Origin of the sequence: Vibrio coralliilyticus (genome assembly GCF_024449095.1) — a bacterium.
Taxonomy (GTDB): domain Bacteria; phylum Pseudomonadota; class Gammaproteobacteria; order Enterobacterales; family Vibrionaceae; genus Vibrio; species Vibrio coralliilyticus_A.
In genome coordinates this window covers 1401443-1414340 of record NZ_CP024627.1, presented here as the reverse complement: position 1 = coordinate 1414340, position 12898 = coordinate 1401443, and the positions used below count along the sequence as shown (strand labels likewise).

The following is a 12898-nucleotide window of genomic DNA, read 5'->3' as shown; positions in this document are numbered from 1 at the left end:
TTGGATTTAGGGTGAAGATCTTGATTGGTAAACTAACGCCGTGTTAATGGGCAGACAACGCTACCAAATACTTAAACCATTGTGACATCAACACTAATGCCAAACTGTGGACCAAAACTGCCAAGCGTTGACTGTCCAATTGAACACTTGGTTATGTTTATTTTGGGAAACCTTCTAACTTAACTGCTTGCAAACCCAGCTTATGCCACTCTGCTTGTTCTGAACAGAATATTTGAGCATCAGGAACCTTTGATGGCTCTTCATTTAAAGAACCAGCTGGAACAATTAGAAATTTCCCACTTTGAGTCAAAAATGGTAAACCTGAACCACAATCCGTACAAAATGCCTTAGAAAAAGAACGAGTTGGATGATCATAGCGCTTTATCTTGTCGTCACCTTTAATCCACTTAATGTTAAGCGGAGACGTAAACAAGTTCGACGCATGAGCCGAGCCTGTTAGTTTCCTACACTGTTCACAATGACAGAAGAAGAACTTACCGAAGTCATCATTAAGTTTAAAGGCGACGCTTTCACAGCAACAACTACCAGTAATCTCTTTAGCCATACCAAAACTCCATGTTTGTTTTTTGTACTGTAAACATAACGCCCTGTTAAGGGGTGAGCAACGTAATACCGGAGCTGCCGCATACCACTTTAACCACTAAAACTAACGCATAGTAAAAATGCCACGCGTTGCGAATCCCTCTTGAACAGTTTGTTAAATTGCTATTTTCCGTAGCTTTGCATTTGCTGATAACACGATTGAGCCACCTGAAATACGCCTTACGTCAAAATAGCCACCTGACGACGAAAGTTGGTGTACCTGAAGTGAATCTGAGTCAAGCCTGTCAAACCAGTATGGAGCTAAAGAACATTGAGCAGAGCCTGTCGCTAGATCTTCAGATATACCAATTTTGGGCGCAAAATATCTTAATACGTACCCATTTTCGCCATTTGCTGCAGTCACGATTAAAGCATGGTAATTACCAAGCTGTTTAAAGCGCATATCATCAGGCTTAAAATCTCTTACAGATTCTATTGAGGGCAAGACTATAACTAAGTCTCGAGTTGAAAATACGTCAATAGCATCAGCTGCCAAATCCGCTATTTCTGGCGGAACAACACATGTTTCACTTTTCCAGCTAGGCATCTCAAGAGTATACGCACCATTCTTTTTGGCAATTGAGAGGTCTCCGTATTTGCTAATGAAAAGTACACTATCGAGTTTGTACTTAGAGATGATTGCAGCACCAGCCCCTAAGCTACCATGCCCACACAGGTTAATTTCCCCATCCAGCGCAAACCAACGAATGTGAAACTGTCCATTAATTGGGATGACAAAAGAGGTAACAGGAAGTCCTGCTTCACAAGTTATTTTCTGTAACTCTTCATCAGAAAGCCAACTATCAAGCTCTAATACACCACAAGGGTTACCAGAAGCCGACTCACCACCAAACACATCATATGTTTCTAATTTGATAATTCACCACCCTCGATTGCAATTTACCGCCCTTGCTAAGCGGCTACCAACGATACCACAAAACTTAAACCAACCACCGTAAACACTAAACATAACCAGACACAAAATCGCCAAGCGTTGGTTGTCCGTCTTGAGCGGATGGTTAGGTATGCTCACTACAAACACCTTTGCTAGCTTGAGCTATAGGACTAAACTATAAAACACCAAAGCTGCTGCACCGCAATCACCACCAAAGCCGAACAACAACCACGTCACTATTTTTGCGGTGGTTCGCTGAAACAAGAAAACTAACCAAATTGAGAGAACGAACTTCCAACCAACAAACCTAGCCTAGAGCACTTAAAACGGAAGACTCTCAGCCACTAACATCAAAACTTGCCAGTTGAATGAAACTTTTTCCTGAAAAAGTTCGAGCCACATAGCCGCTAAAATTCGCGACAAACAAGGTTATTGAAGTGGCTGATATCAAGACTAAAAAGCCGTACAAGCTTAAAGCAACCTAACGCCCTGCTAAGCGGCTGCCAACAATACCATATAACTCAAACAGCCCACCTTAAACACTTAACTCAACCAAATATAAAGTCACCGAGCGTTGGCTGTCCGTCTTAAGCAGTTTGTTATGTTTCTTGAAGATGCTTTATCTCTCCTTTGAGAATAAAATAACCTATAAAACCACCTACAATAGGAAGGCCCAACGACAAAAAAATTATTAAAAATCGGTGTCGAACCTCTCTGGCACGAAATGCAACCACCGCTGGAGAAAGCCAGAGGCCAAAAACACCAACGCTCAAGAGCACAACTTCGACCCACGAAATCCATTCATACTGCTCAATTACACTAGGGAACGTTGTAAGTGCTATTAATTGAAAAACAAATACACTTATAAAGCATAACATCGATAATTTTATGAAATTCACTAAGACCTCTATATAAATTGCTAACAATCGAGCAAACATAACGCCCTTGCTAAGCGGCTACCAACAATACCACAAAGCTCAGACAAACCACCGTAAACACTAAACTCAACCAAATACAAAACCGCCAGGCGTTGGTTGTCCGTCTTGAGCGGATGGTTAGGTATGCTCATTACGAACGCTTTGCTCGCTGGAGCTATAGGGCTAACCCATGAAACACCAAAGTCAAATGCACCGCAATAACCCTCGAAGTTGAATAACAACCACATCACTATTTTTGCGGTGGTTCACTGAAGCAAAAAAACTAACCGGATAGAGATAGCGAACTTTCAACGAACAAACTTGGCCAAAAGCACTTAAAACGGAAAAGCCTCTGCCACTAACGTCAAAGCTTGCCAACTAAATGAAACTTTCACATGAAAATCTTCGAGCCACATAGCCGCTGAGGTTCACTACAAATACGATTATTGAAGAGGCTGATATCAAGACTAAAAAGCCGTACAAGCTTAAAGCAACCTAACGCCCTGCTAAGTGGCTAGCAACGCATAACATGATACTTAAACTAACCACCGTAAACACTGTACCAAACTAGAACTAAAATCGCCGAGCGTTGATAGTCCGCCTTAAGCAGTTTGTTATATGCCATTTTGGGCAATAAAGTCAGCAATTGTATTCTCTTGGCGCTTACTACCAACTAACCATTCCACAACCCATTCAGTTACACGTTCCCCCGTTTTGTGAATGAACTTCCCTGTTTCAGGTTCATCAATCCACTCAAGTTGTTTAACTAAAACCAACGGCTTTTCAGAACCTTCAGTATTATTTGAAAACTCAAGAGCCTCTTCATAAGTGTGAAATGCGTAATAGTATATTTCTCCATCAAATTCATCGGGGGCACCTTGCCACGGCCGACACCAAACCCGGTATTCTAGAACTTGATCATAAAAATACCCACCACCTGATTTTGTGCTTGCTGAATACTCTCCAACCATATTCTTATTTATCGAATTAGGATACATTTTTAAATCTCCATGGCATATAACGCAGCATTAAGGGGTGAACAACGACACCAACTAACAGCTACAAGATATGCTAATAGAGACATCAAACTAATGAAAATAGACGATATATCCGCCCCCTCCGAGGCAATATTCACAAGCTGATAAACCTGTGCACTAGCAATGAGCGCAAGTACTATAAGAATAGATTGACCGATGTAGATTATTAAATACTTGTTATCACTATGAAGTTTTTCTGTTTGTGCAAGCCGTTTTTCCAAAGATGAAACCTTCTTAGCTTTGCTCCAGATCCAAATTTTAATTACCCAACCTTTGTAAACAGGTATTGTTGCAATCAAACCAACAATTGCTACAAATTTCTCGAAAGTCATACTTTTCCTATTAAAGAAGCCTAGCGCCGCATTAAGGTGTGAGCAACGCTACCACCCTACTTAAACTATTACACCGTAAACACGGAACCCAATTGTGAACTAAAAATGCTAAGCGTTGCGAATCACTCTTAAATGCTTTGTTATACATTTTCTTTCAACGTGTTAGAGAAAAAATGCTTTATGTAAGCCTCTACTTTATCAACCTCTTCATCAAAGTACGCCACACCACCATCAAGCTCGATTTTTAAACAAGATACATCAAAACCTTTAGAGAAAGCCGATGAAAAGCTCCTTGATGTCGCTCTGTCTTTTTAACTACAGGTTGATACATTGTAATACCACGATGCTTACTGCCATTGGCGATATCTTGCATGTAACTTAGAGCAGGACAGGAGCTTTTCATGAAATATTGAAAATCTCGTTTCTTTGGATATGTAGCAGTTAATGAAGGATATTCTTGATAGATCCATTCTACAACGTGCCATGAAAAAATTGCACAAATTACTGCTGAGCCAGAAGATAGTGGCTCCTTGCGATATTCTCCTACTAAACGTGAAAATTCGTGAAATAGGTCTTTTGAATCTTTGATATCGAATGAATAGCTCAACTTTATCTCCAAATGTATAACGCCGCATTAAGGTGTGAGCGACGCTTGGCTATACTTGAGCGAAGCGAAACTGCCAAGCGTTGCGAATCACTCTTAAATGCTTTGTTAGGTGCATTCCTTTTAACCTACATATACACTCTTGAAGTATTCCACTCGTTCTAACGTCATTCTTAACCTACATTCTTCAATTTGGACACCTTGCCAAGGTGAAGGCGTGGAAGAAAGACCTGAAAACTCGCACTCAGCGTCTCTATATTTTAACCAAGCCCTTTGGGCCTTTCGAAACGGCTCCACCAGCTCGGTTTCAGACCAGGTTTCCCTTAGCGCTGCTTCTTCCTCGCTTATTCTAGCGATTGCTTCCTGATAACTTTCGTTAAGTTCTTTGTCTGCGAGTTCCATCTTCTGTTCCACACACTGATAACCGGCCATAACCCCGCCACCTTTCACTTTACAGGGGTCTTCGATATCATCAGAAGCGAAGCTAGGCACAGAAACCAATGCCAATATCACGAGTAATTTTTCAAGTTTGCCTCCTAGCACCTAACGCCAAGCTAACGGGCGACAACGCATACCACCCAGTTTGAAAATTGCACCCTAAACACTGAAGCTGATTTGAATGAAAGTAGCCAAGCGTTTGGAGTCCCTGTTGAGCGCCTTGTTAGTTGCTGCGCCATAGCTGACTGGTGAGCTAAGGTGTCAATTAGTTTTAGCTTATTGATTTCACTTACGAATACAAATAGGGCAGTTGAGAACTGAAACCCTACGCACGAAACGAGCTTGGTAAAGAAGAAATTGCCGTTGATTTCAAAGGTGCTATCGCAGAGGTGGTTTAGCAAAGAATTCTTTAAATGCAGCCGACAGCCAAATGCGTTTGACTTTGATGATTCTTGAGTGAGTATCCAAACCTAAGAATCAGAGCCAAAGAACTTAACATTCACACCACTTCAGTTAACTACGAAAGGTGGATTCACGTACTAAACGGCCAGTGCCACAGGCGAGATAGACGAAGGATAGGGCGCGTCAGGTGTATTGCTAGAGCTAATGACCCTTCATATTTTCAACACTTGTCTATTGGCTTTCATAGATGGTGCTTCAGAAACGCTACCGTATAAAACGAACTAAACATACGCACCAAATTGTTCAACCCACTAACCTAAGATGACAACGTTCAGGCTAACATCTGCGATTGGACATAAAACATGACAAAAAATAGACTTTCAACACCAAAATACCTTTAAGCAGGTAAATCTAAGCGGGGAATTTTCAGCCTGAGAGATCGATGAATGACCCCTAGCGTTTCTTTCGCTAACTAACGCCCCGCTTAGAGGCAAACAACAGTGCTCCCATATTTGATGCACAGCGACAAGAGTCAACCGTTATTTGTTCTGCTTGAGATGCTTGTTATATATTTCTATTTTGTTTGCCTGTTTGGTTCTGACCCACAAATACCCCCAACCATTTCTTGAGTTTTTGTATTTTCTACCCAAAATCCTACAGAGTAATTTTTTACTTCTCTTTTAATAATGTAATTTTCGCCAGCTTTAGCATCAATCCATAGGCAGCCATTTGCATATTGATTAAGGTGAGTATATTGAACCGACAAAGACTGCATGCCTTCTTTAACATGCAGAACATCAGGGTACGGATCGATTAATCCTAACAAACTCTTATCATTATGTTTAGTTATAACTAATCGCTGATCTAAATTCGAAAAAATTTTATTATTTTTCTCAGTCTGAGTAGTAATTGTTGCATAGCCATTTGTAGTATTAAGGTCTATGCCTTTTTCAACATAAGTACTAGAGCATGCGGATAATACAATTGTGGATGCAATTACTATTGCTTTTTTCATGTTATAACCTTTAAAAAATATATTACGCCCTGTTAAGTGACTATCAATTGATCACAGAACCTAAATAAAACGCCGTAAACACTAAATTCGATCAGACCCAAAAGTGTCCCGTGTTTGGCGGTCCGTCTTGAACAATTGTTAGTTGGTCTGTAATGATGATGCGCCCAAAACACCACCGTTGGAAACAAATTAAACATATGAACCCAATTATTCAAATACTTAACTAGCGTTAGCAACCTTCAAGTTAAGATCTGCGACTGAGTACACAACATGTCAGATAGTGGATTTTCAACATACCGAATGCTTTTGAACAAGCAATTTTGAAAAGCCCATTTTCAGTCTGTAAAGACTTTCATATTTCCGAAAAACCACAACAATTGGATGCCATCAAACTAAAAGTGTACAAACCGAATAACTTATTGAAGCAAAGATATAAGTTGAGTTTTGGCGACAATACAAAATTGCCGAAAAACTAAAACTTACAGCCGGAGAGAGTGATGAATGAACTCTAGAATTTTTCACCAACTAACGCCCTTGCTAAGCGGCAACCAACAATAATACAAAACTCAAACAAACCACCGTAAACACTAAACTCAAATAGACACAAAGCCACCAAGCGTTGGTTGTCCGTCTTGAGCGGATTGTTAGGTATGCTCATTAGAACACCTTTGCTAGCTTGAGCTATAGGACTAACCCATGAAACACTAAAGCTTCATGCACCGCAATAAACAGCCAAACTGAATAACAGCCACGTCACTATTTTTGCGGTGGTTCGCTAAAGCAAAAAAGCCAACCAAATTGAGATAACGAACTTTCAGCGAACAAACATGGGAAGAGCACTTAAAAACAGAAAACACTCAGCCACTAACATCCAAGCTTGCCAGTTGAATGAAACCTTCACCTGAAAAAGTTCGAGCCACATGACCACTGAAACTAGCGAAAACAATATTATTGAAGTGGCTGGACGCCAAACTAAAAAACCGAACAAACTTAAAGCAACCTAACGCTGCATTAAGGTGTGAGCAACGCTACCAATGAACCTCACCATACCACCTTAAACACAAAACCCAACGATGGAATAAAGACTGCCAATCGTTGGGAATTACTCTTAAATGCTTTGTTACATTAGCCAAATATGAGTAATTAAGGGACGACTCCCAGTACATGATAAAGCCAACTTCACGGGCTTTCCGGCACTATATGCAGTTAATGCCATAGAATATATGCCTCTACCTTTGTGAGTGTTTAAAAACACGGTGTTATACGTACTGTCACTTCCTGTACGACACTCCGAAGGGATGAATTCACTAGGCACTCCACCCTCTATGATTATCAATGCTCTGCCGTTTTCATCACCTTCCACAATAATGCTAGATATCTTTTTTGCTGTAGGCATCCAACTCCCCGGATTTGCAGATGTAGATACCGATGTAAACACCAATACAAACAAAATTAGAGGTAAAACCTTCATGACCTTAGTTCCTTGAAATATTTTAAAAATCAAACTTACGATATTTCGATATAAAAATGTAACACCCTGTTAAGGTGTGAGCAACGCAATGCCGAAGCTTCCGCACCCCACCTTAATCACTAAAACCAACGCATAGTGAAAATGCCACGCGTTGCGAATCACTCTTAAACAGTTTGTTATGTAAAACAATCACAGTAAGCACTTGATTTTTTGAGCAAAGCCCTCATCTAGAGTTAGCTTCAAGTGAAGTCACGATCCATTTTAACCTTTTGGTTCGTGTTTCTTAATTAACAAAAAAACCAAGAAGTAATAATGACAAGTTTACTAAAAAGCATTCTAACCAACACCGTTTTCAAAACTAAACTACCTTCGCATTCTCGACTATGTATTAGCCAAATGGTATTTATCGCAGTCTTTGTAACACTGGCAGATTTATGCTCTTACTATATTATTAGTAACGATATGACTCTAAGCTCTTCCGTCCCTGATTGGACTGACTATCTGCTAAAACCGTTTGAAACAACGAAAGTTTATGCTCTGGTGGCTCTTGCAGTCCTGATGTTCGTACTAAACGTTTTGTACGATAGGTTTCAGCATCAACAAACTCGAATTGCTACCATGTGTATCAACAAGATTCTAGGCTCATTTTCTCTATTTACAGGACTACTGGTCTTTAGCCGAATTATTTCGACCAATGTGCCTTTTTTAGAGGCAACCCCAGACCTCAACATCTATACGGTGATGTTTATTTTCATCAGCCACGTGCTACTGAAAATGGCTAACGAGATTTTCAAATAAATAGCTTGCAGCCTAGCCACATCCGATTGGCTAGGCTTTCCACATAACGCCCTTGCTAAGCGGCTACCAACCATAACACAAAACTCAAACAAACCACCGTAAACACCAAGCTCAGCCAGACACAAAACTGCCAGCGTTGGTTGTCCGTCTTGAGCGGATGGTTAGGTATGCTCATTACAAACGCTTTTACTCGCTGTTGCTATAGGACTCCCCTATGAAACACCGAAACCAACTGCACCGCAATCACCACCGAAACTGAATAACAACCACGCCACCATTTTTGCGGTGTTTTTACTGAAGCAAAAAAGCTAACCAGATTGAGATGGCGAACTTTCAACGAACAAACTTGACCAAAAGTACTTAAAAACAGCAAACACTCAGTCACTAACATCAAAGCTTGCCAGTTGAATGAAACCTTCACCTGAAAAAGTTCAAGCCACATGACCACTTAAATTCATGACAAACAAAGCAGTTGAAGTGGCTGATCTCAAGACTAAAAAACGTACAAACTTGAAGCAACCTAACGCCGCATTAAGGTGTGAGCGGCGCTTGGCGCTTGGCTATACTTGAGCGAAGCGAAAACGCCAAGCGTTGCGAATCACCCTTAAATGCCTTGTTAGTTGCCCAACCCCAAATCCAGTGCTAACATTTGTACACACACAACATACGGAGCACATCATGGACACCAGAATTCAGTTTCGTGTTGATGAAGAAACGAAGCGACTAGCTCAACAAATGGCAGAAAGCCAAGGCAGAACACTAAGCGACGCTTGTCGTGAACTGACTGAACAACTAGCTGACCAACAGAGAAAGACTTTATCTCACGATGCATGGCTAACTGAACAAGTTAACTTGGCTTTTGAGAAGTTTGACTTAGGAAAAGCCAACTTTGTTGATCACGAATCAGCTAAATCACGTATGGCTGAGCGCAAAGCAAAAATCCGTAACCGAGGCAAAGTATGATTTTTTGGGAAGAAGAGTCTCTCAACGATCGTGAAAAGATCTTCGAATTTCTTTACGACTTCAACCCAGAGGCTGCTGAAAAAACCGATGAAGTTATCGAAGCCAAAGTGGAGAACCTTCTAGAACAACCTCATATGGGAGTCCAACGTGACGGAATTAGAGGGCGATTGCTCATTATTCCTGAGATATCAATGATTGTTTCATACTGGATTGAAGGCGATATCATTCGCATTATGCGTGTACTACATCAAAAACAAAAATTCCCTGCGAGCTAGTTATGTCAACTGGGCAACTAACGCCCTTGCTAAGCGGCAACCAACAATACTACAAAACTCAGACAAACCACCGTAAACACCAACCTCAGCCAGACACAAAACCACCAAGCGTTGGTTGTCCGTCTTGAGCGGATGGTTAGGTATGTTCATTACAAACGCTTTTGCTCGCTTAAGCTATAGGACTAAACCATGAAACACCAAAGCTCAATGCACCGCAATAACCCCCAAAGCCGAACAACAACCACGTCACTATTTTTGCGGTGGTTCGCTGAAACCAAAAGCTAACCAAGTTGAGAGAACAAACTTCCAATGAATCAACTTGGACAAGACACTGAAAACGAAAAAACTCAGCCGCTGACACCAAAGTTTGTCAATTAAATGAAACCTTCACCGGAAAAAAGTTCGAGCCACATGGCCGCTGAGATTCGCGACAAGCAAGATTATTGAAGTGGCTGACTGCCAAACTAAAAACCGTGCAAACTTAAAGCAACCTAACGCCGCGTTAATGGGCAGACAACGCTACCACATACTTAAACCATTGTGACATCAACACTTGTGCCAAACTGTGAGCCAAAACTGCCAAGCATTGACTGTCCTATTGAATGCTTTGTTATATGTTTGATTACACCTTATCCGCAAAGTAAGCCATGATTTCTTCTGTAGTCATTTCCTTAGTTTCATTAGCAAAGCAGTAATAGCTTGGACGCATGTCGCTAAAGTATTGCATGTCCATTTTCAAACCGCTTAATTGTGAAAATAAGCCTACGGGGATGTTGTATTCACCTGTTTCTTTGAACTTGTAAAACAAATGAGTGCCGCACTCTGTGCAGAAACCACGGGAAGCCCAAGTGGATGACTTGTACATCTTTACTTTGTTTTCACCCTCGATTTTCACTTGTGTACCACATTTAACTGCGAAAAATGGCGCCCCACCCCAAGTTCGACATGACTGACAATGACAAACTGTGAAGTTAGGGTTGATACTTTCTGCTGTGATTTTTACAGAACCATATAGGCAGCTAGTCTCTGCGTAAGACATTAAATTACTCCTAAATTGATGAAAACATATAACGCCCTTGCTAAGCGGCTACCAACCATACCGCAAAACTACAACAAACCACCGTAAACACAGTACTCAACTAGACACAAAACCGCCAAGCGTTGGTTGTCCGTCTTGAGCTGATTGTTATGCCTGTCCTAAAACGCGCTCAATAAAAGCTGACTTTTTTCGACGATACTCTTCGTGAGTCCAGCCTGTACAAGACATCTTGAGTTCATTGTATTGTTGAACTAACTCAGGGCTTTCACGAAGCTTGTCCCTAAAACCCATAAAGATGTCAAATTCTGAGCCATTCACTACGACTTGGAAAGCTACATCTTCACCTGAGCTATTTTCCAGCATGCAAAGCTCTGGTGTTCTTAACGTATTGGATTTTTCGTTGAAGCCTAAAGTAGAAAGTAACTTCACTGCTTTTTCTAGCTCGTTAACGTTAACACCAACAAGTATGTCTAGGTCTCCCTTAGATACAGCATTAGGGATAGAAGAAGCACCAATATGCTCAATTGTTGCGCGCGGAAGTAAAGCAGCTATCTGAAGTTTATACTTACGATAAAGGTCTTCACAAGATGCCTGATACTCATCTGCTTTGTAAAACTGCATATTTTCCCCCAAAAGGCATAACGCCGCATTAAGGTGTGAGCGACGCTTGGCTATACTTGAGCGAAGCGAAAGCGCCAAGCGCCAAGCGTTGCGAATCACTCTTAAATGCTTTGTTATATTCGTACTCAATACATTGAATTACTGTACAAAAACGACTTTCCTATGGTAAGCCAAATACTCCTTTTTACGCTCTGATAAGCCACTAATTTTGACTTTAAGGTCGACTCTCCACTGCTCTAATTGCGCTTCAATTTCAGCACTTGAGATCATTAGCTCTCCAGTATCGGAGACAGAGATGTAACCTTTATCAAAGAGAGCATAATAGGTTTTGTCTATATCGCCCCTGACCTATACGTGAAGAAGCTAAGGCAATTCTTTCTGTTGATTCAGTTACTGAAGCCTGAGCTTCAGCATCTAGGCTTAACTCATGTGCTTTTAGTAGCTGGACAGTACATAGACCATCTTCGTAGGATACAACAAACTCACCACGTAACTCAAGACTATTGAGGTGGGATGCAAGAGCCTTAATTCTTGACGGAAAGCGAGTGATATCTGAACCTGAAAACTCACATAGAAACCAGTTATCTTCGATTACAATAACACTTTCTTTTAATGCATAACCACGATCATTAAACTTCACTTTGAGAAGATCGCCATCTAGAAGAGCACCTAAATCTATCTGTGACTCTAAAGCATCATAAAACTTTGGCTTACGTTTGTTGTAGTTGATTTTTCTCATATTTTTGCCAAGTTTCCCTCAAAGAATATAACGCCTTGTTAACGGGCGACAACGCAATGCCACCCAACCCAAAATTTGCGCCCTAAACACTGAAGCTGACATGTATGAAAGTGGCCAAGCGTTAGGAGTCCCTGTTAAACAATTTGTTATGTAGTTGCCTCCCACACCATGATAGTAGTTGCTACTTCGTGATGACGCGCTTGATGGAGAGGTTTAAAGCCTTGATTTAGATACAGCTCAACATTAAAGCTTTCACACTGTAGATAAAGCTGAGGCATGCCAGCCTTTTTGGCGAACTCTTTAGCTTTGTTGATTAGTTTGGTCGCAATACCCTGACTTCGATGCTTTGGATTTGTGAACACACCTCCAATCCAATTTTCATACTCCAAAAAGTTCTTATTTTCGTGGAGCTTCACTTCTAAAACCCCAGCTAACTCCCCATCAATATGTGCAACAAATGCCATTGGTATACTGGTATGGTTTTTAGACTTCTCTGCAACTTTTCTAGCTCCATTTCTTCAGTCACATCTGGAGCAGTATGAGACCATTCATTAAAGTACCATTTTGCTATCTTCGGTACTTCTTCTGGATGTTCCGCTAATGTTGATATTTTCATTTTTACTCTTTGCTACATAACGCCCAATTAAGGGGTGAACAACGCCTCCACCCAACCTAAAGCATTGTGTCATAAACACTAAATTTGAAGTAGAAGCAAAAATGCCAAGCGTTGTGAATCCCTCTTAAATTGC

The 12898-nt window shown here is 40.9% G+C and carries 20 protein-coding genes; 3 read left to right on the top strand and 17 right to left on the bottom strand.

Annotation, left to right across the window (positions count from 1 at the left end; translation table 11 throughout):
* Positions 1 to 157 precede the first annotated feature (157 nt).
* The 10 genes from CTT30_RS06770 to CTT30_RS06720 all read right to left on the bottom strand — a co-directional run bounded on the left by CTT30_RS06770 (position 158) and on the right by CTT30_RS06720 (position 6901).
* Positions 158 to 565, bottom strand: coding sequence for a GFA family protein (locus tag CTT30_RS06770; RefSeq protein ID WP_252036445.1), 408 nt, complete (start codon positions 563 to 565; stop codon positions 158 to 160).
* A 153-nt stretch (positions 566 to 718) separates the two neighbouring features.
* Positions 719 to 1459, bottom strand: a complete 741-nt coding sequence (locus CTT30_RS06760; protein WP_353505746.1) for a PhzF family protein — start codon at positions 1457 to 1459, stop codon at positions 719 to 721.
* Between the two features lie 24 nt (positions 1460 to 1483).
* Positions 1484 to 1636, bottom strand: a complete 153-nt coding sequence (locus tag CTT30_RS06755) for a hypothetical protein (RefSeq protein ID WP_252036460.1) — start codon at positions 1634 to 1636, stop codon at positions 1484 to 1486.
* Positions 1637 to 2417: 781 nt separating this feature from the next.
* Positions 2418 to 2567 (bottom strand): hypothetical protein, encoded by a 150-nt coding sequence (locus tag CTT30_RS06750; protein ID WP_252036444.1) that lies wholly within the window; start codon positions 2565 to 2567, stop codon positions 2418 to 2420.
* A 462-nt stretch (positions 2568 to 3029) separates the two neighbouring features.
* Positions 3030 to 3413: a hypothetical protein gene (locus CTT30_RS06745; protein WP_252036443.1), complete on the bottom strand. Its 384-nt coding sequence runs from the start codon at positions 3411 to 3413 to the stop codon at positions 3030 to 3032.
* A gap of 2 nt (positions 3414 to 3415) precedes the next feature.
* Positions 3416 to 3784 (bottom strand): hypothetical protein, encoded by a 369-nt coding sequence (locus CTT30_RS06740; RefSeq protein ID WP_252036442.1) that lies wholly within the window; start codon positions 3782 to 3784, stop codon positions 3416 to 3418.
* Positions 3785 to 4028: 244 nt separating this feature from the next.
* Positions 4029 to 4391, bottom strand: coding sequence for a hypothetical protein (locus tag CTT30_RS06735; RefSeq protein WP_252036441.1), 363 nt, complete (start codon positions 4389 to 4391; stop codon positions 4029 to 4031).
* A 120-nt stretch (positions 4392 to 4511) separates the two neighbouring features.
* The gene (locus CTT30_RS06730) at positions 4512 to 4931 is read right to left on the bottom strand and encodes a lysozyme inhibitor LprI family protein (RefSeq protein ID WP_252036440.1); all 420 of its coding nucleotides are present in this window, start codon (positions 4929 to 4931) and stop codon (positions 4512 to 4514) included.
* 871 nt (positions 4932 to 5802) lie between these two features.
* Positions 5803 to 6243, bottom strand: a complete 441-nt coding sequence (locus CTT30_RS06725) for a hypothetical protein (RefSeq protein ID WP_252036439.1) — start codon at positions 6241 to 6243, stop codon at positions 5803 to 5805.
* Positions 6244 to 6751: 508 nt separating this feature from the next.
* Positions 6752 to 6901 (bottom strand): hypothetical protein, encoded by a 150-nt coding sequence (locus tag CTT30_RS06720; RefSeq protein ID WP_252036438.1) that lies wholly within the window; start codon positions 6899 to 6901, stop codon positions 6752 to 6754.
* 1125 nt (positions 6902 to 8026) lie between these two features.
* Here CTT30_RS06720 and CTT30_RS06710 point away from each other — a divergent pair.
* From CTT30_RS06710 to CTT30_RS06700, 3 genes are all read left to right on the top strand, one after another.
* Positions 8027 to 8512: a hypothetical protein gene (locus tag CTT30_RS06710; RefSeq protein WP_252036437.1), complete on the top strand. Its 486-nt coding sequence runs from the start codon at positions 8027 to 8029 to the stop codon at positions 8510 to 8512.
* A gap of 678 nt (positions 8513 to 9190) precedes the next feature.
* Positions 9191 to 9475 (top strand): type II toxin-antitoxin system RelB/DinJ family antitoxin, encoded by a 285-nt coding sequence (locus tag CTT30_RS06705; RefSeq protein WP_252036436.1) that lies wholly within the window; start codon positions 9191 to 9193, stop codon positions 9473 to 9475.
* Positions 9472 to 9750 (top strand): type II toxin-antitoxin system RelE/ParE family toxin, encoded by a 279-nt coding sequence (locus CTT30_RS06700; protein ID WP_252036435.1) that lies wholly within the window; start codon positions 9472 to 9474, stop codon positions 9748 to 9750. The genes CTT30_RS06705 and CTT30_RS06700 overlap by 4 nt, the downstream gene beginning before the upstream one ends.
* On the opposite strand, the gene CTT30_RS06695 is transcribed toward CTT30_RS06700, so the two are convergent.
* The 7 genes from CTT30_RS06695 to CTT30_RS06665 form a co-directional block, all read right to left on the bottom strand.
* A complete protein-coding gene (locus tag CTT30_RS06695) occupies positions 9751 to 9900 on the bottom strand; it encodes a hypothetical protein (RefSeq protein ID WP_305130659.1) in 150 nt (49 codons plus the stop codon).
* A gap of 472 nt (positions 9901 to 10372) precedes the next feature.
* Positions 10373 to 10789 carry a GFA family protein gene (locus CTT30_RS06690; RefSeq protein WP_252036434.1) on the bottom strand — a complete coding sequence of 139 codons (417 nt, stop codon included), beginning with the start codon at positions 10787 to 10789 and terminating at the stop codon, positions 10373 to 10375.
* Between the two features lie 147 nt (positions 10790 to 10936).
* Positions 10937 to 11410, bottom strand: a complete 474-nt coding sequence (locus CTT30_RS06685; RefSeq protein WP_252036433.1) for a GrpB family protein — start codon at positions 11408 to 11410, stop codon at positions 10937 to 10939.
* Positions 11411 to 11548: 138 nt separating this feature from the next.
* Positions 11549 to 11680 (bottom strand): hypothetical protein, encoded by a 132-nt coding sequence (locus CTT30_RS06680; RefSeq protein WP_255906341.1) that lies wholly within the window; start codon positions 11678 to 11680, stop codon positions 11549 to 11551.
* 37 nt (positions 11681 to 11717) lie between these two features.
* The gene (locus CTT30_RS06675; protein WP_252036432.1) at positions 11718 to 12149 is read right to left on the bottom strand and encodes a hypothetical protein; all 432 of its coding nucleotides are present in this window, start codon (positions 12147 to 12149) and stop codon (positions 11718 to 11720) included.
* Positions 12150 to 12295: 146 nt separating this feature from the next.
* Positions 12296 to 12613 carry a GNAT family N-acetyltransferase gene (locus CTT30_RS06670; RefSeq protein WP_252036431.1) on the bottom strand — a complete coding sequence of 106 codons (318 nt, stop codon included), beginning with the start codon at positions 12611 to 12613 and terminating at the stop codon, positions 12296 to 12298.
* Positions 12580 to 12765, bottom strand: coding sequence for a hypothetical protein (locus tag CTT30_RS06665; protein WP_252036664.1), 186 nt, complete (start codon positions 12763 to 12765; stop codon positions 12580 to 12582). Before CTT30_RS06665 ends, CTT30_RS06670 begins: the two co-directional genes overlap by 34 nt.
* Positions 12766 to 12898 lie beyond the last annotated feature (133 nt).